At 67.9% G+C, this 19,378-nt stretch carries 21 protein-coding genes; 13 read left to right on the forward strand and 8 right to left on the reverse strand.

What is annotated here, in order from left to right:
- Window positions 1-11 precede the first annotated feature (11 nt).
- From ctaD to AC3ITM_RS01980, 4 genes are read left to right on the forward strand one after another with little or no spacing between them, the layout of a single operon-like run.
- Window positions 12-1,622 carry a cytochrome c oxidase subunit I gene (ctaD, locus tag AC3ITM_RS01965; RefSeq protein ID WP_228887338.1) on the forward strand — a complete coding sequence of 537 codons (1,611 nt, stop codon included), beginning with the start codon at window positions 12-14 and terminating at the stop codon, window positions 1,620-1,622.
- Window positions 1,623-1,629: 7 nt separating this feature from the next.
- On the forward strand, window positions 1,630-1,764 hold the full coding sequence (locus AC3ITM_RS01970; protein WP_228887339.1) for a DUF485 domain-containing protein: 135 nt from the start codon (window positions 1,630-1,632) through the stop codon (window positions 1,762-1,764).
- Window positions 1,761-2,354, forward strand: coding sequence for a cytochrome c oxidase assembly protein (locus tag AC3ITM_RS01975; RefSeq protein WP_489268009.1), 594 nt, complete (start codon window positions 1,761-1,763; stop codon window positions 2,352-2,354). Before AC3ITM_RS01970 ends, AC3ITM_RS01975 begins: the two co-directional genes overlap by 4 nt.
- Window positions 2,355-2,375: 21 nt before the next feature.
- Window positions 2,376-3,251, forward strand: a complete 876-nt coding sequence (locus AC3ITM_RS01980) for a cytochrome c oxidase subunit 3 (protein WP_228887341.1) — start codon at window positions 2,376-2,378, stop codon at window positions 3,249-3,251.
- Window positions 3,252-3,306: 55 nt separating this feature from the next.
- Here AC3ITM_RS01980 and AC3ITM_RS01985 read toward each other — a convergent pair whose 3' ends face one another.
- Complete coding sequence (locus tag AC3ITM_RS01985; protein ID WP_228887342.1) at window positions 3,307-3,525, reverse strand: twin transmembrane helix small protein; 219 nt, start codon at window positions 3,523-3,525, stop codon at window positions 3,307-3,309.
- 57 nt (window positions 3,526-3,582) lie between these two features.
- Between AC3ITM_RS01985 and AC3ITM_RS01990 the strand changes: the two genes are divergently transcribed.
- The 4 genes from AC3ITM_RS01990 to cyoE are packed head-to-tail and all read left to right on the forward strand — an operon-like array spanning window position 3,583 to window position 7,035.
- Window positions 3,583-4,317 carry an SURF1 family protein gene (locus AC3ITM_RS01990; protein WP_489268010.1) on the forward strand — a complete coding sequence of 245 codons (735 nt, stop codon included), beginning with the start codon at window positions 3,583-3,585 and terminating at the stop codon, window positions 4,315-4,317.
- A 27-nt stretch (window positions 4,318-4,344) separates the two neighbouring features.
- Window positions 4,345-4,920 carry a hypothetical protein gene (locus tag AC3ITM_RS01995; protein WP_489268012.1) on the forward strand — a complete coding sequence of 192 codons (576 nt, stop codon included), beginning with the start codon at window positions 4,345-4,347 and terminating at the stop codon, window positions 4,918-4,920.
- Window positions 4,921-4,931: 11 nt separating this feature from the next.
- Entirely contained in the window at window positions 4,932-6,137 is a 1,206-nt protein-coding gene (locus AC3ITM_RS02000) for a COX15/CtaA family protein (protein ID WP_489268014.1), read from the forward strand.
- Window positions 6,138-6,141: 4 nt separating this feature from the next.
- Window positions 6,142-7,035, forward strand: coding sequence for a heme o synthase (gene cyoE, locus AC3ITM_RS02005; protein WP_489268016.1), 894 nt, complete (start codon window positions 6,142-6,144; stop codon window positions 7,033-7,035).
- 23 nt (window positions 7,036-7,058) lie between these two features.
- On the opposite strand, the gene AC3ITM_RS02010 is transcribed toward cyoE, so the two are convergent.
- From AC3ITM_RS02010 to rpsU, 7 genes are all read right to left on the reverse strand, one after another.
- Window positions 7,059-7,880 carry a calcium-binding protein gene (locus AC3ITM_RS02010; protein WP_489268018.1) on the reverse strand — a complete coding sequence of 274 codons (822 nt, stop codon included), beginning with the start codon at window positions 7,878-7,880 and terminating at the stop codon, window positions 7,059-7,061.
- A gap of 74 nt (window positions 7,881-7,954) precedes the next feature.
- The gene (locus tag AC3ITM_RS02015) at window positions 7,955-8,956 is read right to left on the reverse strand and encodes a bile acid:sodium symporter family protein (RefSeq protein WP_489268020.1); all 1,002 of its coding nucleotides are present in this window, start codon (window positions 8,954-8,956) and stop codon (window positions 7,955-7,957) included.
- 8 nt (window positions 8,957-8,964) lie between these two features.
- The gene (locus AC3ITM_RS02020) at window positions 8,965-9,486 is read right to left on the reverse strand and encodes a protein tyrosine phosphatase family protein (RefSeq protein ID WP_489268022.1); all 522 of its coding nucleotides are present in this window, start codon (window positions 9,484-9,486) and stop codon (window positions 8,965-8,967) included.
- Window positions 9,487-9,506: 20 nt separating this feature from the next.
- Window positions 9,507-11,234, reverse strand: a complete 1,728-nt coding sequence (dnaG, locus tag AC3ITM_RS02025) for a DNA primase (protein WP_489268024.1) — start codon at window positions 11,232-11,234, stop codon at window positions 9,507-9,509.
- 64 nt (window positions 11,235-11,298) lie between these two features.
- Window positions 11,299-12,237 (reverse strand): YihY/virulence factor BrkB family protein, encoded by a 939-nt coding sequence (locus AC3ITM_RS02030; protein ID WP_489268026.1) that lies wholly within the window; start codon window positions 12,235-12,237, stop codon window positions 11,299-11,301.
- A 102-nt stretch (window positions 12,238-12,339) separates the two neighbouring features.
- Window positions 12,340-12,786 (reverse strand): GatB/YqeY domain-containing protein, encoded by a 447-nt coding sequence (locus tag AC3ITM_RS02035; protein ID WP_228887351.1) that lies wholly within the window; start codon window positions 12,784-12,786, stop codon window positions 12,340-12,342.
- 139 nt (window positions 12,787-12,925) lie between these two features.
- Window positions 12,926-13,141 carry a 30S ribosomal protein S21 gene (gene rpsU / locus AC3ITM_RS02040; protein WP_002808376.1) on the reverse strand — a complete coding sequence of 72 codons (216 nt, stop codon included), beginning with the start codon at window positions 13,139-13,141 and terminating at the stop codon, window positions 12,926-12,928.
- Between the two features lie 166 nt (window positions 13,142-13,307).
- Between rpsU and tsaD the strand changes: the two genes are divergently transcribed.
- The 5 genes from tsaD to AC3ITM_RS02065 all read left to right on the forward strand — a co-directional run bounded on the left by tsaD (window position 13,308) and on the right by AC3ITM_RS02065 (window position 19,341).
- Window positions 13,308-14,333, forward strand: a complete 1,026-nt coding sequence (tsaD, locus tag AC3ITM_RS02045; protein ID WP_228887352.1) for a tRNA (adenosine(37)-N6)-threonylcarbamoyltransferase complex transferase subunit TsaD — start codon at window positions 13,308-13,310, stop codon at window positions 14,331-14,333.
- Window positions 14,334-14,632: 299 nt separating this feature from the next.
- Entirely contained in the window at window positions 14,633-15,007 is a 375-nt protein-coding gene (gene folB / locus AC3ITM_RS02050) for a dihydroneopterin aldolase (RefSeq protein WP_228887353.1), read from the forward strand.
- Window positions 15,008-15,024: 17 nt separating this feature from the next.
- Window positions 15,025-16,302 (forward strand): mechanosensitive ion channel family protein, encoded by a 1,278-nt coding sequence (locus tag AC3ITM_RS02055; protein WP_489268031.1) that lies wholly within the window; start codon window positions 15,025-15,027, stop codon window positions 16,300-16,302.
- 138 nt (window positions 16,303-16,440) lie between these two features.
- Entirely contained in the window at window positions 16,441-18,615 is a 2,175-nt protein-coding gene (gene bglX / locus AC3ITM_RS02060) for a beta-glucosidase BglX (protein WP_489268033.1), read from the forward strand.
- A 90-nt stretch (window positions 18,616-18,705) separates the two neighbouring features.
- Window positions 18,706-19,341: a hypothetical protein gene (locus AC3ITM_RS02065; RefSeq protein ID WP_489268035.1), complete on the forward strand. Its 636-nt coding sequence runs from the start codon at window positions 18,706-18,708 to the stop codon at window positions 19,339-19,341.
- Window positions 19,342-19,378 lie beyond the last annotated feature (37 nt).

Raw genomic sequence — 19,378 nt, forward strand, 5'->3', positions numbered from 1 at the left:
GTGTAGTTGCGATGGCGCATTCCGCAGTTGACCACGATGGGCACCACGGGCATCAGCAGAGCTTTGTGGAGCGTTGGTTGTTCTCGACCAACCACAAGGACATCGGCACGCTCTACCTGCTCTTCAGCTTCATCATGTTCATCATCGGCGCGGCGATGAGCGTGATCATCCGCGCCGAGTTGATGCAACCGGGCCTGCAGTTCGTCAAGCCGGAAACCTTCAACCAGCTCACCACCGTGCATGCGCTGGTGATGATCTTCGGCGGGGTGATGCCGGCCTTCGTCGGCCTGGCCAACTGGATGATTCCGTTGCAGATCGGCGCGCCGGACATGGCGCTGCCGCGCATGAACAACTGGTCGTTCTGGTTGCTGCCGGTGGCCTTCAGCCTGCTGCTGCTGACCTTCCTGCTGCCCGGTGGCGCACCGGCCGGTGGCTGGACGCTGTACCCGCCATTGTCGCTGCAGGGCGGCTACAACGTGGCCTTCACCGTGTTTGCCATCCACGTGGCCGGCATCAGTTCGATCATGGGCGCGATCAACATCATCGCCACCGTGTTGAACATGCGCGCGCCGGGCATCGACCTGCTGAAAATGCCGATCTTCTGCTGGGCCTGGCTGATCACCGCCTTCCTGCTGATCGCGGTGATGCCGGTGCTGGCCGGTGCGGTGACCATGCTGCTCACCGACAAATTCTTCGGCACCAGCTTCTTCAATGCCGCCGGCGGTGGCGACCCGGTGATGTTCCAGCACATCTTCTGGTTCTTCGGCCACCCGGAGGTGTACATCATGATCCTGCCGGCGTTCGGCGTGGTCAGCGAAATCATCCCCACCTTCAGCCGCAAGCCGCTGTTCGGCTACCAGGCGATGGTCTACGCGGTGGCGGCAATCGCCTTCCTGTCGTTCATCGTCTGGGCCCACCACATGTTCACCGTGGGCATGCCGCTGGGCGGGGAAATCTACTTCATGTTCGCCACCATGCTGATCTCCATCCCGACCGGGGTGAAGGTGTTCAACTGGGTCAGCACCATGTGGCGCGGCTCGCTCACCTTCGAAGCACCGATGCTGTGGGCGGTGGCCTTCGTGATCCTGTTCACCATCGGCGGTTTCTCCGGGCTGATGCTGGCGATAGTGGTCGCCGACTTCCAGTACCACGACACCTACTTCGTGGTCGCCCACTTCCACTACGTGCTGGTTACCGGCGCGGTGTTCGGGCTGATCGCTGCGGTGTACTACTGGTGGCCCAAATGGACCGGGCGCATGTACAGCGAAACCTGGGCCAAGGTGCACTTCTGGTGGTCGATCGTATTCGTCAACCTGCTGTTCTTCCCGCAGCACTTCCTCGGCCTGGCCGGCATGCCGCGGCGCATCCCCGATTACAGCGTGGCGTTCGCCGACTGGAACCTGATCAGTTCGATCGGCGCGTTCGGCATGTTCGTCACCCCGTTCATGATGGCCGCGATCCTGTGGTCCTCGCTGCGCAATGGCGAGAAGGCCACCGACCGGGTATGGGAGGGCGCGCGCGGGCTGGAGTGGACGATTCCGTCGCCGGCACCGGCGCATACCTTCACCACGCCGCCGACGATCCGCCCGGGCGACCTGGCCCACGACGATGTCACCCATTGAGGCCAGCATGAATTCTCCCGCGCACACGCCCGACACCCAGGCCCTGCAGCGCCGCCGCGCCCACCGCACCGCGTGGAAGGTGGGGCTGGTGGCGCTGGCCGTCTATGCCGGTTTCATCCTCAGCGGGGTGATCGGGCGATGAGCCAGGCACGCCCCACCGGTGCCGCCCGCAACGCGGGCCTGCCGCGCCTGATCGGGGTGGCGGTGGCGGTGTTCGTGCTGACCTTCTCGCTGGTGCCGCTGTACCGGATCGCCTGCGAGAAGGTGTTCGGCGTGCGCCTGGAACGCGGCCCGGGCGCGGCCGCAACCGGCGCGGTCGGCACCGGCAAGCGCACCGTGCGGGTGGAGTTCGACGGCGGGGTCAATTCCAAGCTGCCGTGGGCCTTCCACCCCGAGCAGCTGACCATGGACGTGGTACCCGGCGAGCTCAACGAAGCGCTGTACTACGCGCGCAACGACAGCGACCGTGCCCTGGTCGGCAGCGCGGTGCCGTCGGTGGCCCCGGCCAAGGCATCGGGATACTTCAGCAAGACCGAGTGCTTCTGCTTCACCGCCCAGACCCTGCAGGCCGGCGAGAAGCGCGACATGCCGGTGCGCTTCATCGTCGACCCGGACCTGCCGGCCAACATCAAGACCATCACCCTGTCCTACACCTTCTACAAGAACGACGCGCTGTCGGCGCAGTTGCCTGCCGCCGCGGCGGTACCGGCCGGCGCACACGCCGCCCCCTGATACGCACCGGATCCCAAGACCATGGCCCAGCAAAGCCCCGATGCCAATGTGTACTTCGTGCCCACGCACAGCAAATGGCCGTTCATCGGTTCCATTGCGATGATGGTGACCATGGTCGGCGTGGCCAGTTGGCTCAACGATTCCGGTTGGGGCAAGTGGACCTTCTACGCCGGCATCGCGATGCTGGTGCTGACCCTGTTCTGGTGGTTCAGCGACGTGGTGCGCGAATCGCAGGCCGGCCATTACAACCACCAGGTCGACGGCTCGTTCCGGATGGGCATGGTGTGGTTCATCTTCTCCGAGGTGATGTTCTTCGGTGCGTTCTTCGGCGCGCTGTTCTACACCCGCAACCTGGGCCTGCCGTGGCTGGGCGGCGAGGGCGACCGGGTGATGACCAATGAACTGCTGTGGAGCGGCTATTCGGCGGCGTGGCCGACCAACGGCCCGGGCGCGATCGGCGGGCACTTCCAGACCATCCCGGCCTGGGGCCTGCCGCTGATCAACACCCTGATCCTGCTGACCTCGGGGGTGACCCTGACCATCGCCCACCATGCGCTCAAGGCCGGCCACCGCCGCCAGCTGCTGGTGTGGCTGGGCCTGACCGTGCTGCTGGGCATCGGTTTCCTGATCCTGCAGGCCGAGGAGTACATCCACGCCTACAAGGAACTCAACCTCACCATGGGCTCGGGCATCTACGGCTCGACGTTCTTCATGCTCACCGGCTTCCACGGCGCGCACGTGCTGCTGGGCACGATCATGCTGCTGGTGATGTGGCTGCGCTCGGCCAAGGGCCACTTCACCCGCGACAACCACTTCGGCTTCGAAGCGGCCGCGTGGTACTGGCACTTCGTCGATGTGGTGTGGCTGATGCTGTTCCTGTTCGTCTACGTGCTGTAGCGTCGGGGCGACACCGGGCCGCACCGATGAGGGTGCGGCTCCCGGCAATGCTGCTTCAGCCGCCGATGCCGTGCGGTTTGATCCAGCCGCTGTAGATGCCGACCACGACCAGCACAATCAGCGCCACCGACACCGCGATGCGGCGGGTGAGCGCATTGACGGTGCGCTTGGTCTGCCCGCGGTCAACCAGCAGGTAGTACAGCCCGGCGCCCAGATTCCAGACGATGACGATCAGAAACGCGATTACCAGCAGGGTTTTCAACGAATCATTCATGCGCGGCTCGATGGCGGGGCGGGTATGCCTATCTGACCGCGTTTTGCCGGCGTTGTCATGATGCGCAAGCACACGCGCCTGATCGGCTGGGTGGCCGCGCTGCTGGTGATCGCCGGGTTCTGCCAGCTGGGCCGTTGGCAGCTGCAGCGCATGCATGAGAAACAGGCGCTGCTGGCACAGCAGGCGCCTGCGCGCGCGCAATCGCTGCGCCTGGCCCAGGCCCTGGCCGCGCCGCCGCGCCTGCGCTGGGTCGACGACCACGGCCGGTTCCTGCCCGGCACCATCGCGCTGGACAACCAGACCCGCGGCGGCCGTGCCGGAATCAAGCTCTACCAGCCGTTCCGCAGCGACGCCGGCGCGCTGGTGCTGGTCGACCTGGGCTGGCTGCCGATGCCGGCCGACCGCACCCTGCCCACCCTGCACGCGCGCAGCGGCGCGGCCCGCATCGCCGGCCTGCTGGCGCCGCCACCGGCGGCCGGGCTGGCGCTGGGGCCGGCGTTGTCGGCCACCGCCCAGCCGGGGCTCTGGCTGGCCAGCCGGATGGACCCCGAACAGCTCGCCGGGACGCTGTCGCTGCCGCCGCGCAGCCTGCCCGGCCGCGTGCTGCGGCTGGATCCGGCCTTGCCCGGCGGCTATGCGCGCGATCTGGACCTGCTGCCCAACACCCTGCCGCCCAGCCGCCACCTGGGCTATGCGGTGCAATGGTTCGGGCTGGCGTTGACCGTGCTGGTGGTCGCGCTGGTGCTGGAACTGCGTTCCCGCCGCCGCCCTGTGGTTCCTTCCCGGCGCTGACCGGCCCAACATGAGAAAATACCGCCCATGAATGCCACCTCTTCGGATCGGCTGCCGTCGCGTTCACGCGGCCGCTGGACCCTGATCGCCCTGTTCGGCGTGTTCTTCGGCGCCATGGCGCTGGCTGGCGTGCTGCGTTTTTCCGGCTGGCAGCCGGCCGCGCACCGCAACAGCGGGCAGTTGCTGCAACCACCGCTGGATCTGCGCACGCAGCCGCCAACCCTGGCCGATGGCCAGGTGTATGCATGGAACCCCAAGGCGCGCACGTGGCGCATCCTGGTGGCCCCGGCATCGGGTTGTACGCGCGAGTGCGTCACTTTGTCGCAGGGATTGGGCAAGGTGTGGCAGCTGTTCGGGCATAACGCCGATAATGTCGAGATCCTGTGGCTGGGCACGCCGCCGGCCGAGGTCCAGGGCATGCCCGCACTGCGCGCGCTGCGCGCCCAACCGGACCTGCGTGCCGCTTTGCCCGCTGTGGATGACGCCGCCGGAACGCCGGTGTATGTGATCGATCCCAACGGTTTCGTGATCATGCGCTATGCGCCGGGATTCGATATGGCCGGTCTGCGCAAAGACCTGGCAACGCTGCTGAAACTGAAGTGAGTTCCGTTTAGATGAGCCCCTCCGCACGCCCGGCGCTGCACCGCAATTTCCACCGTCTGGCGTGGTTTGCGCTGATCATGACCGCCAGTACGATCATGTTCGGTTCGTTCGTGCGCCTGTCCGATGCCGGCCTGAGCTGCCCGGACTGGCCGACCTGCTATGGCCGGGTTACCTGGCCGCAGCACGCCGCCGAGGTGGTCGGCCATGAGGCGACCGCGATCCGCCCGCTGGAAACCCACAAGGCGTGGCGCGAGCAGGTGCACCGCTTCCTGGCCGGCGCGCTCGGCATCGAAATCCTGACCCTGGCCCTGCTGGCCACCCGCCGCCGCCGCTGGGGCAGCACCGCGGTGGTCGCCGCCTGTGTGCTGGTGGCCACCGGCATCCCGTTGTACATGATGGGCATGCACGTGCCGGCCAGCGTCCTAGCGATCATCGGCGAGGTGATCCTGCTGGTCGCCGCGCTGCGCTGGAACAACATCGACCTGGCGCGCGCTGCCCTGCTGACCCTGGCGGTGGTGATCTTCCAGGCATTGCTGGGCATGTGGACGGTGACCTTGCTGCTCAAGCCGATCGTGGTGATGGGCCATCTGCTCGGCGGCATGCTGATGTTCGGCCTGTTGGTATGGATGGCGTGGCGCGCCACGCACATGCCGATCACCCTGGCCGAAGCGCCGAAGCTGGCCTGGCTGATCCGCGCCGGCGTGGCGGTGCTGGTGCTGCAGATCGCCCTGGGCGGCTGGGTTAGCGCCAACTATGCCGCGCTGGCCTGCGGCGGCGGCAGTGCCTCGCTGGACAACTTCCCGCGCTGCGTCAGCCAGTGGTGGCCGCAGCATGACTTCAAGGAAGGGTTCACCCTGTGGCGCGGCATCGGCGTGGATTACGAAGGCGGCGTGCTCGATGGCGCCTCGCGTATTGCCATCCAGATGGCGCACCGGCTGATGGCGGTGGTGGTGGCGCTGTACCTGCTGTGGCTGTCGGTGCGCCTGTTCCGGCTGCCGAGCATGCGCGGCTGGGCTGCCGCGCTGGGCCTGCTGGTGTTGCTGCAGGTCTGCCTGGGCATCCTCAACGTGAAGCTGGCGGTGCCGCTGGAAGTGGCGGTGGCCCACAGCGGTGGCGCGGTGGCGCTGTTGTTCGTGCTGGTCACCCTGCTGGCGCGCCTGCGCGCGCCGGATGCCGATGTGCGGCCGGCGGCCGCCGGCACCGGCGTGGTGGGCTGAGGACATGTTCAACAACTATCGTCAGTACTGGGACCTGACCAAGCCCAAGGTCGTGGCCCTGATCGTGTTCACCGCACTGGTGGGCATGTTCCTGGCCATCCCGGGCATGCCTACCGCGCAGCAGGCCATCGACGGCGCGCTGGGCTTCGCCGGCATCTGGCTGGCGGCCTCGGCGGCGGCGGCGATCAACCAGCTGCTGGACGCGCGCATCGATGCGCAGATGGCGCGCACCTCGTGGCGGCCGCTGGTGGTGGGCAAGGTCAAGCCGTGGCAGGTACTGGTGTTTGCCGGGATCCTGATCGCGCTGTCGATGGCCATCCTGATCATCTGGGTCAACACCATCACTGCGGTGCTGACCTTCGCCTCGCTGATCGGCTATGCGGTGATCTACACCGTGTACCTCAAGCGCGCGACCTCGCAGAACATCGTGATCGGCGGCCTGGCCGGCGCCACCCCGCCGATGCTGGGCTGGGCGGCGATCACCGGCATGCAGGGCCCATCGGACTGGGCGTATGCCTCGCTGCTGGTACTGATCATCTTCATCTGGACCCCGCCGCATTTCTGGGCGCTGGCGATCTTCCGTCGCGAGGATTACGCCAAGGCCGACATCCCGATGCTGCCGGTCACCCACGGCGTGGTGTACACCCGCAAGTCGATCCTGGTCTATTCGATCGTGCTGGCGATCGTGAGCCTCCTGCCGGTGCTGGTCGGCATGAGCGGGATGTTCTACCTGGGCGGGGCCGTGGTGCTCAACGCGGTGTTCCTCTGGTACGCCTGGCGCATGTTGAACCCGCCCGATGAGCTGTTCTCGATGAAGATGTTCGGCTGGTCCATCGTCTACCTGATGGCGCTGTTCGCCTTCCTGATGGTGGACCACTGGATGCTGCCCTGGTTGTAGGCATACCGACCAACGGTCGGTACCTACCGCTTCGTATCCAGCAATCGCGCCACCGTGAAGCGCGGTAGGAATACCATCAGGTCGTAATCGCGATCCGGTGCGCTGTAGGCCCTCGGTGCGGGGCCATCGTAGGTGATCAGCGGCCGCGAACCGCAACGCCGATGCTGTATGCACCCCCAGAATTCGCCGCGGCGCGCCTCAATGCGGACGTTGTACAAGGGCAGATCCGCCAGTAGCGCGGCCAGCGGCGGATAACGCAGATTGCGGGGCTGGACGCGCATGCCGTGCATGTTGCCGGTCAACACCAGCAGGCGCCCCGATGTAGGCAGGCCAGCGTAGCGTTCGCGCAGAATGTCTGCCATTGCCGCGTCGCGTGCACCGCTGCCGGCCTGCGCGGCTGGCAGCACTCGGTCGAATCCAAACACCTGTACATCTCTGCCGCTGGCGCGCAGCGCGCGCACGGCGTCGATCAGGTCCAGCATGTCCTGGCTGCGGCGGCCATCGTGCAGGTGGTCTGCCACGCGCCAGTAGGCGGTATCGCGTACGGCATGGCGGGCGGCATCGTTGCCGTTGGATCCCAGGTACGCCGCCAGCGCTGCGTTCTCGGTTTCCGGTAGCTCGATACCCAGCTGCAGCGGTGCCCCTGCGGCTGCATAGTGTTCAACCAAGGCTCTCACCAGCAGGGGCGTTTCTCGCGTACCGTGCAGCTCGCCCAGCACGATCAAGCGGTGGTCACCGGCGCCGGCCACGATCTGCGCGGTGACATCGTCCTGTGCTGGCGGCGTTCCAGCAGCCGCTGCCCCGCAGGCCAGTGCCAATGCCACCGTCCATGCCCATTGCTTCATGCCATCGCTCCATGAGTGGTCAGGAAAGCAATGGCGGCTGCCGCCGGGAACTCAAGAGGGCTTGGAGCATTCCGTCATTCCCGAGGTGTGGGCTCCACGACCGGATCGCGCGCATACCGCTGGGCGATCATCGCGCAGACGATCAGCTGGATCTGGTGGTAGATCATGATCGGCAGCACGATCGCGCCCAGGCTGCCGCCGGCGAACAGCACCTTGGCGATCGGTACGCCAGTGGCCAGGCTCTTCTTGGAGCCGCAGAACAGGATGGTGATGCGGTCGGCGCGGTTGAAGCCCAGCCGCCGCGCGATGAAGCCGATGGTCGGCATGGCGATGCCCAGCAGCACCGCCGCCACCACCGCCACGGTCAGCAGCGACAGCACCGGCGTCTTGCTCCACAGCCCCTCACTGACCGCCTCGCCGAACGCCGAATACACCACCAGCAGGATCGTGCCCTGGTCGGTGTAGCGCAGCAGCGCGCGCTGTTTCTCCACCCAGCCGGCGATCCACGGGCGCAGCAGGTGGCCAGCCACGAACGGCACCAGCAGCTGCAGCATGATGCTGGCGATGGCCTGCAGCGGGTTGTGCATTCCGCCGGCGGTACCGGCCAGCAGGGCCAGCAGCAGGGGAGTCAGGAACACGCCCAGGATGCTCGACAGCGAGGCGCTGCACACCGCCGCCGGTACGTTGCCGCGCGCCATCGAAGTGAACGCGATCGAGGACTGCACGGTGGACGGCAGCGCGCACAGGAACAGCACGCCGATATACAGCTCCGGGGTGAGCAGCCCGCCGTCCAGCGGCTTGAACAACAGCCCCAGCAGCGGGAACAGCACGAAGGTGCAGGCCAGGATGGTCAGGTGCAGGCGCCAGTGCAGCACGCCGGCCACGATCGATTCGCGCGGCAGGCGCGCGCCATGCAGGAAGAACAGCGCGGCGATGGCCACATCGGTGACATCGTCGAGCACCATCGCCGCCGCGCCATGCATCGGCAGCAGGGAGGCCAGCAGCACGGTGCACAGCAGGGCGAGGGTGAAGTTGTCCGGCCGCAACCGCGACCACCAGGGCTGCCTGCGCGGCATGCCCCCGCTCAACGCCCGGCCTGCTGTTCGAGCAGGGCGCGGGTGGGCGCTTCCAGCGAGCTCATGCCGGCGTCGCGGCCGAACTGCAGGGCCTGGTCGACCGAGGCACCGTCGCGTGCCTGCAGCAGGGCCAGCAGCGCACCGGCACGGTTGCCCGAGGCACAGTGCACCAGCACCGGGCCCTGGCTCTGCGCCAGCGCGGCGTGAAGGGCGCGCGCGTTGGCCTCGCTCAGCCCGGCGGCGCCGGCCACCGGAATGCGCACATAGCGCAGGCCCATGCGCTCGGCGGCACGGGTTTCATCGAAGCCACGGTCTTCATCGGGCTGGCGCAGGTCGATCACGGTGGTGATGCCGGCGGCGGCGGCCTGCTGCAGTTGGGCGGCGCTGGGCTGGCCGGCGCTGTACAGCTGCGGGCGCGGCTGTGCGAACGGAAGTTCCCCGGCGCTGGCGGCCAGCGGCAGCAGTGACAGTGCCGCCAGGAGCAGGCCGACCAACAGGGGAGCGCTAGGCTGGAGGGTGGCGGTGGTCATGTCAGCGGGCTCCTCGGGGCTCAGCGCAGGGTGGCGCGGGCCTTGAGCAGCTCGCGCAGTTCGTACTTGTCAGTATCGTCCAGGCCCTGCTGCCGATGCTTTGCCTGAAGCTCGTCCAGACGTTGCATCAGCAGCTGTTTTTCCAGCTGGGCCACCGCATCGTGCAGTTCCTGGGTCCACATCGCCTGCTCGCCGGGCAGGGTCTGCGCGGCCAGCTTGTGCAGCGACTCCTGTTCCTCGCGGCCTTCGAAATGCTCCAGCAGTGCGCCGGTGCTGATGTCCGGGCGCTGTTCGACCAGGCTCAGCAGTTCCAGCAGCAAGTCGATGCCGGGCAGGCGCAGGCCGTTGAAGTGATGGCCTTCCAGGGTCATCGCCAGCGACGGCTGCTGCAGCAGGATGGCGATCGCCGCGCGCACCAGGCTGCGCCGCTGGGTGGGCGCCACCGCACGCGAGGGCGCGCGCGACGGCTGCGCAGACGCGGCAGGCCTGGCACCCAGCCCGGTCAACGTGGCCAGCTGCTGCTTCATCAGGTCGCCGAAGGCGCCGTCGGGAATCTGCGCCAGCATCGGCTTGGCCCGTTCGGCCAAGCGCGCCTTGCCGTCCAGCGTGGCCATGTTGACCTCGCGGGTGAGCTCGTCGAAGAAGAACTGCGACAGCGGCGTGGCCTGTTTCAGGCGGGTATCGAAGCCCTCGCGGCCTTCCTTGCGCACGATGGTGTCGGGGTCTTCGCCGTCGGGCAGGAACAGGAAGAACGCCTGGCGCCCATCCTTCATGCGCGGCAGCACCGATTCCAGCGCGCGCCAGCCGGCGCGGCGGCCGGCGGCGTCGCCGTCGAAGCAGAAGAACACGTCCGGCGCGTTGCGGAACAGCAGCTCGGCGTGGTCCGGGGTGGTCGCCGTGCCCAGCGTGGCCACCGCTTGGGTGACCCCGAACTGGAACAGCGAGACCACGTCCATGTAGCCCTCCACCACGATCAACCGTTCGATCTTCTGGTTGGCCTGGCGCACCTGCCACAGGCCGTACAGCTCGCGGCCCTTGTGGAACAGCGCGGTCTCGGGCGAGTTCAAGTACTTGGGGCCGTCGTCCTTCTCCATGACCCGGCCGCCGTAGGCGATCACCCGGCCACGGCGGTCGAAGATCGGGAACATCACCCGGTCGCGGAACTTGTCGTAGACGTGGCCGCGGTCGTTCTTGGAAAACAGCCCGGCGCGGTCGAGCAGCTTCATGCGCCGCTCGTCCTTGCCCAGCGCATCCTTCAGCGCGCTGTAGCCGTCCGGTGCATAGCCGATCGCAAAGCGGGCGCGGTTTTCCTCGTCCACGCCGCGCTGGTCCAGGTAGGCGCGGGCCTTGTCGCTGTCCTCCAGCGATTTCTGGAAGAAGCGCGTGGCCGCATCCAGCGCCGAATACAGTTCGCGGCTGTCGTCCTGCTGCTGGGCGCTGCGCGGCTGGGTGTCGCGCGGCACGTCCATGCCCACCCGCTTGGCCAGTTCATCGACCGCGTCGAGGAACTCCAGGCGGTCGTAGTTCATCAGGAAGCTGATCGCCGTGCCGTGCGCGCCGCAGCCGAAGCAGTGGTAGAACTGCTTGGTCGGCGACACCGTGAACGAGGCCGAGCGTTCGTCATGGAATGGGCAGCGTGCGGCGTACTCCTTGCCCTGGCGCTTGAGCGGCACGCGGCTGCCCACCACCTCGACGATGTCGGAGCGGGCCAGCAGGTCGTCGATGAATGCGTCGGGGATACGGGCCATGGCAGCGGGCGCGCGCGCGTGGTGCGTGCGCGGCTAAGGATTCTCGGGAACGGTGCTGAGTGTACTAGAGCGTGCCCGCCGGGGCGGAGTCGGTACCCAGCCCGGCCCGGGCCAGCTGCAGCCGGGCACGCTGGCGCTCATCGATCACCGCGGTCATCAGCGCGCCCACGAAGAAGGTCACCGTGGCGTAGTAGATCCAGACCAGCAGGATCACCAGCGCGCCCATCGACCCATATGCGCTGCCCGGGGCCACCGTGGCGATATACAGCCCGATCGCATAGCGGCCCAGCGCGAACAGCGCCGAGGTGATGGCCCCGCCGATGAAGGCCTGGCGCCAGGCCACGCGGCGGTCGGGCAGGTAGTGGTAGAGGAAGGCGAAGGCCACCGCGTACAGCAGCAGGGTGGTCAGGTAGCCGATCGCCGGCAGCACCGAGGGCAGCCGCGCGAAGGCGACCTGCAGCGCGGTGGTGGCGGTCATCGACAGCAGCAGCACAAAGCCCAGCGCCAGCACCACCCCGAACGAGAACACCCGCTTGCGCAGCCAGGCGGCCAGGCCGTCCAGGCGCTGGGCATCGGTGTGGAAGATGCGGTTCAGCGCATTCTGCAGCTGGGCGAACACCGCCGTGGCGCCGATGAACAGCAGCAGCGTGCTCCATACCCCGGCCAGCGAACCGATGTCGGGCTGGGTGTTGGCATTGCTGAGTACGGTCTGCGCCACGCTGGCCGCGCTGGCGCCGGCCACATCGCCGATCTGCCCGATCAGCGCCTGTTGCGCCGGTGGGTACAGCGAGGCGGTCAGCCACAGCAGCAGCACCAGCAATGGCGCCATCGACAGCAGGGCATAGAAGGATACCGACGCGGCCTGGGTGAGCACGTCGATGTCGATGAAACGCTTGCCCACCGCCGCCGGCAGGCTGCGCTGTAGGCGCCGCGCGTATTTGCGCAGGGGAGCGGGGACGCCGTCGAGGCGGTCGTCGGCAGGAGGGGCGGTGGATTCGACCATGGGCCTTTTCTAGCAGGCGGTGGACGAAGACACGGTGAAGCGTCGCGCGGGTGGATGCGTGCACCGGGCAGGTAGCGACCAACGGTCGCTACCTGGGCCCGATCAACCGGCCAGCTGCTGCTTGACCAGCTTGGACACCAGGCCCATGTCGGCCTGGCCGGCGAGCTTGGGCTTGAGCGCGCCCATCAGCTTGCCGATGTCGGCCGGGCTGGTGGCGCCGGTTTCGGCGATGGCGGCCTGGATGGCGGCCACGATCTCCGCTTCGCCCAGCTTGGCCGGCAGGTACTGGTCGATCACCAGGATTTCCTCGCGCTCGATCACCGCCAGGTCTTCGCGGTTGGCCGCTTCGAACTGGCTGACCGAATCCTTGCGCTGCTTGACCATCTTTTCCAGCACGGCCAGCACTGCGGCGTCGTCCAGCTCGATGCGCTCGTCCACTTCGCGCTGCTTGATGGCGGCCAGCATCAGGCGGATCACGCCCAGGCGGTGCTTTTCGCCGCTCTTCATGGCGGTCTTCATGTCATCGGTGAGCTGCAGCTTCAGGCTCATGGAACACCTCGTATTCGGTCGGAAAGGGCGGGTTGGGACGCCAGTCGGCTGGAACGCAAAAAGCCGGCAACGCTCGCGCGTTCCGGCTTCGGCTCCGCCACGACAGGCCGAAGCCTGTCGCATCGAAGTTGCGTCCGACTCAGTACAGGCGCTGACGCTTGGTAACGTCGCGCGACGAGCGGCGCAGCTGACGCTTCACAGCAGCGGCAGCCTTGCGCTTGCGCTCCTGGGTCGGCTTTTCGTAGAACTCGCGCTTGCGGGTTTCGGCCAGCACGCCGGCCTTTTCGCAGGTGCGCTTGAAGCGACGGAGCGCAAACTCGAAGGGCTCGTTCTCGCGGACTTTAACGCTGGGCATGGAATCTCCGGGACACAGTAGAACCGGGTCACGCCCGGTGAGAGCCGCACATTATAGCGGCGACAAAAGAAGTTGCAACCCACCCCGGCGAACTTCTTGGCCACGGGTGGTGTCGGATGGGCTGGCGGTACCTCTGCCGGGCCTCAAGCGGTCCATAATACGCGTTATGCGAGTCCTTGGTATCGAATCTTCCTGTGATGAGACCGGCGTGGCGGTGTACGACACCGCCCTGTCCGGCGTTGCCGCGCTGCGCGCCCATGCGGTCTACAGCCAGATCGCCCTTCACGCCGAGTACGGCGGGGTGGTGCCTGAACTGGCCAGCCGCGACCACGTACGCAAGCTGCTGCCGCTGATCCGGCAGACCCTGGCCGAGGCCGGCATGACCGTGGCCGACATCGACGGGGTGGCCTATACCGCCGGCCCCGGCCTGGTCGGGGCGCTGCTGGTGGGGGCCGGCGTGGCCCGTTCCCTGGCCTGGGCGCTGGAGGTGCCGGCGGTGGGGGTCCACCATATGGAAGGCCACCTGCTGGCCCCACTGATGGAGGACGACCCGCCGCAGGCGCCGTTCGTGGCCCTGCTGGTGTCCGGTGGGCATACCCAGCTGGTGGCGGTGGACCGGATCGGCCAGTACCGCCTGCTCGGGCAGACCCTGGACGATGCGGCCGGCGAGGCCTTCGACAAGACCGCCAAGCTGATGGGCCTGCCTTATCCGGGCGGCCCGCAGCTGGCCGCGCTGGCCGAGCGCGGCACCCCGGGCAAGTACCGGTTCACCCGCCCGATGACCGACCGCCCGGGGCTGGACTTCAGCTTCTCCGGGCTGAAGACCCAGGTGCTGCTGGCCTGGCGCGACAGCGACCAGAGCGAGCAGACCCGCGCCGACATCGCCCGTGGCTTTGAAGATGCGGTGGTCGACACCTTGGCCATCAAGTGCGAGCGCGCGCTGGATGCGGCCGGCACCGAGGTGATCGTGGTGGCCGGCGGGGTGGGCGCCAACAAGCGCCTGCGCGCCAAGCTGCAGCAGATGGCCGCCCGCCGCGGCGGCCGCGCCTGCTTCCCGCGCCCGGCGCTGTGCACCGACAACGGCGCGATGATCGCCTTCGCCGGCGCGCTGCGGCTGCAGGCCGGCCAGCACAACCCGCCGCAGGTGCAGGTCACCCCGCGCTGGGACATGGCCACGCTGCCGGCGGTGTAATGCTGGCCGGGCCCGGATCGGGCAATCGCGCAGCAGCGGAGTGACCGCTTCATGGCCGGACATCCAGCCGGCGGTGAGCGTGCAGCGCAACCGTACGACGCGGTGGATGGCGGCGAAGCGACGCCCAGGGCGCGGGCGCAGCGACGGCAAAGAACGAAGCATGCCGAGGGCTGCGCGGCGACACAGGGGCGCGTGGCGACGCGCTGGAACAAACGGCGCCCGCTGGTCCGGGGGCGCGGTTCCCGGCAGGTTCCGGACCGTCCCGTTACCATGGTCGCCATCTTCCACGTGGCATTCCTATGGACAAGGTATTCATCGAAGGGCTGGAGATCGATGCCCTGATCGGGATCTACGACTGGGAACGGCGGATCCGCCAGACCCTGCGCTTCGATCTGGAAATGGGCTTCGACAACCGCCGGCCTGCGGCCAGCGACGACATCGCCGATACCCTCAACTACAAGGCGGTGAGCAAGCGCATCGAGCAGTTCGTGCGCGACTCGGATTTCGGCCTGGTCGAAACCCTGGCCGAACGCATTGCCGAGATCGTGCTGGCCGAGTTCAACGTGCAATGGCTGCGCCTGAAACTCAGCAAGCCCGGTGCCGTGCGCGGCGCGCGGGCGGTCGGGGTGATCATCGAGCGCAGCAGTGCGGGGCACGGCCCGGCAACCCCCTGAACGGAGATCGATACACGATGTTGGATGCAGTTGTGGCAACCCGCTGGCTGGACGGCCTGCAGAACACCCTGGAACCCTGGCCCTGGGCCTACACCCTGCTGGTGCTGGCCGCCCTGGGCCTGGCCGCCTGGCTGGCCAACTTCATCACCAAGAAGGTGCTGCTGCGCGGCCTGCGCGGGCTGATCAACCGCCTGCCCGGCGGCAGCGCCAATGGCGGGCGCGGCAGCAACGTGATGCGGGTGGTCTCGCGCCTGTCCAACGTGGTGCCCAGCCAGGTCATCGCCGCGGGCATCGGCATCGTGCCCGACCTGCCGCCGGCGCTGGTCGCCTTCGTCATCGGTGCCTGCCAGGCCTGGGCGATCCTGACCGTGGCACTGGCGATCGCGCATGCGCTGGACGCCGCCAACGACATCTACGAGCGCCGCCCGGACGCGCGCAACAAGCCGATCAAGGGCTACCTGCAGGTTGGCAAGATCGTCATCTTCGTCATTGCCGGGCTGTTGATCGTGGCCACCCTGGCCGGCGTGGACCTGCGCTACCTGGTCACCGGCCTGGGCGCGGCCACCGCGGTGCTGATGCTGGTCTTCCAGGACACCATCCTGTCGCTGGTGGCCAGCGTGCAGATCAGCGGCGATGGCCGGGTGCGGCTGGGCGACTGGATCGAAATGCCCAGCCAGAACGCCGACGGCGATGTCATCGACATCGCCCTGCACACCATCACCGTGCAGAACTTCGACAAGACCATCACCACCATCCCGACCAAGAAGCTGGTCACCGAGTCGTTCAAGAACTGGCGCGGCATGCAGGAGGCCGGTGGGCGAAGGATCAAGCGCGCGCTGTACCTGGACCAGCACAGCGTCGGCTTCGTCGATGCGGCGATGCTGGACGAGCTGCGGCAGTTCGCGCTGCTGGGCGATTACCTGCGCGACAAGCAGGCCGAACTGCAGCAGTGGAACCAGGGGCTGCTGGCCAGGGGCGCAGCGCCGGTCAATGCGCGCCGGGTCACCAACCTGGGCACCTTCCGCGCCTACGTGGAACGCTATCTGCAGCAGCATCCGGGCATCCATACCGGCATGACCCTGCTGGTACGGCAGCTGGAGCCCACCACCCAGGGCCTGCCGCTGGAGGTCTACTGTTTCACCCGCACCACCGCCTGGGGCGAGTACGAAGGCATCCAGTCCGATGTGTTCGACCACCTGCTGGCGATCCTGCCGGTGTTCGGGCTGCGCGTGTTCCAGGCCTCCAGCGATGCGATGTTGATGGCCGGACGGCAACGCCTGGCCGCCGCGGAGTAAGCTCGCCTGCGCCCGCCGCCATGCTCGTGGCGGCGGGGTTCTTTCCCCCGGGGAAGAAAAATGAACGCAAAAACCATTCACAACGGGCCCGGGAACGCTAGAATCTCGGCCTTGTAAACGTTTTCATAAGGACAGCCGGTGGCCGCCGATCGCATCGAAACCCTCATTGCCCAGATGACCGTCGAAGAAAAAGTCGGCCAGCTGGGTGTGTTCGCCGACATGGTCCGGCCGTTCGCCCCGGACGTGAACCCCGAGGCCAATGTCAGCAATGCCGACCAGGTGCTGCAGCAGATCCGCGAGGGCAAGGTGGGGTCGCTGTTCAACGGCGTCGGCGTGGAAGCCGGCCGCCGCATCCAGCAGGTTGCCCTGGAAGAGAGCCGGCTGGGCATCCCGGTGATCCTGGCCGCCGATGTCATCCATGGCATGCGCACCGTGTTCCCGATCCCGCTGGGCGAGGCCGCCAGCTTCGAGCCGGCACTGGCCGAGCGCACCGCGCGCGCCACCGCGGTGGAAGCCACCGCCGCCGGCCTGCACTGGACCTATGCGCCGGCGGTGGACATCGCCCGCGACCAGCGGTGGGGCCGGGGCGCCGAGGGCGCCGGTGAAGACGTGGTGCTGGGCTGTGCGTTCGCCGCCGCCCGGGTGCGCGGCTTCCAGGGCCCGGACCTGCGCGCGGCCGATGCGCTGCTGGCCACCCCCAAGCACTTTGCCGCCTACGGCGCGGTGATGGCCGGGATGGAATACAACATGGTCGACATCTCCCCGCAGACCCTGCGCGATGTGCACCTGCCGCCGTTCAAGGCGGCCTTCGAAGCCGGCGCGCTGACCGTGATGTCGTCCTTCAACGACATCAATGGCGTGCCCGCCAGCGCCAATGCCGAACTGCTGACCGACATCCTGCGCGGTGAATGGAACTTCCCCGGCGTGGTGATCTCCGACTACACCGCCGACATGGAGCTGGTCGCGCACGGCTACGCCGCCGATGACCGCGACGCCACCGCCAAGGCGTTCACCGCCGGGCTGGACCTGAGCATGCAGAGCGGCTTCTATGCCGAGCACCTGCCGGGCCTGGTCGAAAGCGGCGAAGTGCCGATGGCCACCCTGGACGAATCGGTACGCCGCATCCTGCGCCTGAAGGAGGCCATCGGCCTGTTCGAGGACCCCTACCGTTCGCTGGACCTGGCCCGCGAAGCGGACACCTCGTACCTGGCCGCGCACGATGCGCTGTCGCGCGATGCGGCGCGGCGCTCGATCGTGCTGCTCAAGAACGACGATGCGGTACTGCCGCTGCGCAAGGCCGGGCAGAAGATCGCGCTGATCGGCCCGTTCGTGCAGGACCGCGACAACATCGAAGGCTGCTGGACGCTGTTTGGCGACAAGTCGCGCTACGTCACCCTTGAGGATGGCGTGACGGCGGCGATCGGCGACACGTCGCTGCTGGAAATCGTGCCCGGCTGCGCGCTGGAAGCACCGCTGCAGGACGGCATCGAGCAGGCCGTGGCGGCCGCATTGCGCGCCGACGTGGTGGTGCTGGCGCTGGGCGAGCCGCAGCGTTACAGCGGCGAAGCGCAGTCGCGGGTGGAAATCACCCTGCCGGCCGCGCAGCAGGCGCTGGCCGAGGCGGTGGCGATGACCGGCAAGCCGCTGGTGGTGCTGCTGCGCAATGGCCGCGCGCTGGCGCTGCAGGGCGCGGTGCGCAACGCGCAGGCGATCGCGGTGACCTGGTACCTGGGCACCCAGACCGGGCCGGCGGTGGCTGATGTGCTGTTCGGCGATTACAACCCCTCCGGCCGCCTGCCGGTGAGCTTCCCGCAGGTGTCCGGCCAGCAGCCGTTCTTCTACAACCACCCGCGCACCGGCCGCCCCGAGCTGCCGACCATGTCCGAGTTCAAGGCGCGCTGGCGCGAGATTCCGAACGCGGCGCTGTATCCGTTCGGCCATGGCCTGGGCTACACCACCTTCAGCTATGGCGTGCCGCAGCTGAGCAGCGCCACGCTGGGTTGGGACGACACCTTGTCCATCACCACCACGCTGACCAATACCGGTGCGGTAGCCGGCGAGGAAGTGGTGCAGCTGTATATCCACGACCGCGTCGCCAGCCGCGTGCGGCCGGTGCGCGAGCTCAAGGATTTCCGCAAGGTCGCGCTGCAGCCCGGTGAAAGCACCCAGGTGCAGTTCCGCCTGGACCGCCATGCACTGGGCTTCACCGGCCGCGATGGCGTGTTCGGCGCCGAGCCGGGCCAGTTCGAGCTGTGGGTCTGCGCGTCTTCGGCCAGCGGCGAGCCGGTGAGCTTCGAGCTGCTGGCCGGCTGACCGGCCGGCCTCGTGGTTGGGCCGGCCCGTCATCGCCGGGTGACGCCGGGGCGGTTACGCTGTCGCCCCCGCGAAACCCTGGAGCTGCACATGCGCCTGACCCGGATCCTGTTTCCCACCCTGATGCTGGCGGCGTGCGCGCAGCCGGCCCCGCCGCCGGCCGATGCGACCGCCGCGCCGGCCACCGCGGCGCCGGCCACCGCTGCCACCCCCGGCGACAGCGTGCCGGCGGCCGGGCTGTCCCCCGATGCCGTGAACGCCGGCGCCGAACCGGCCCCCGACGCCGCCCCGCCGGCACCGGTCAACGGCAGCCCCGACGCATCCGATGCCATCGATACCCAGGCCGAAGAAGGCCAGGGCGATGCGCGCCAGCGCATTGAAAGCCTGCTCGGCGATGCCGACGCCTACCAGGCCGTGTTCAACGATCTGCAGCGCAGCGTGGCCGCCAATGATGTCGATGCCGTCGCCGCACTGATGCGCTACCCGCTGCTGGTGCACGTGGGCGGCAAGAAGCGCCAGGTGACTGACGCGGCCACCTTCAAGCGCGAGTACCAGCAGATCATCACCCCCGACATTGCCAAGGCGATTGCCGCGCAGACCTTCGACGGGCTGTTCGTGAACTGGGAAGGGGCGATGATCGGCAAGGGCCAGGTTTGGATCGGTGGCAAATGCCTGGACAAGGCCTGCACCCGTTCAGAGGTCAAGGTCATCACCGTGCAGGATTGATGGGCGCCGCCTGGGCGGCCATCAATCCGGTAGGTAC

It is taken from the genome of Stenotrophomonas sp. KH_029 (assembly GCF_057839765.1).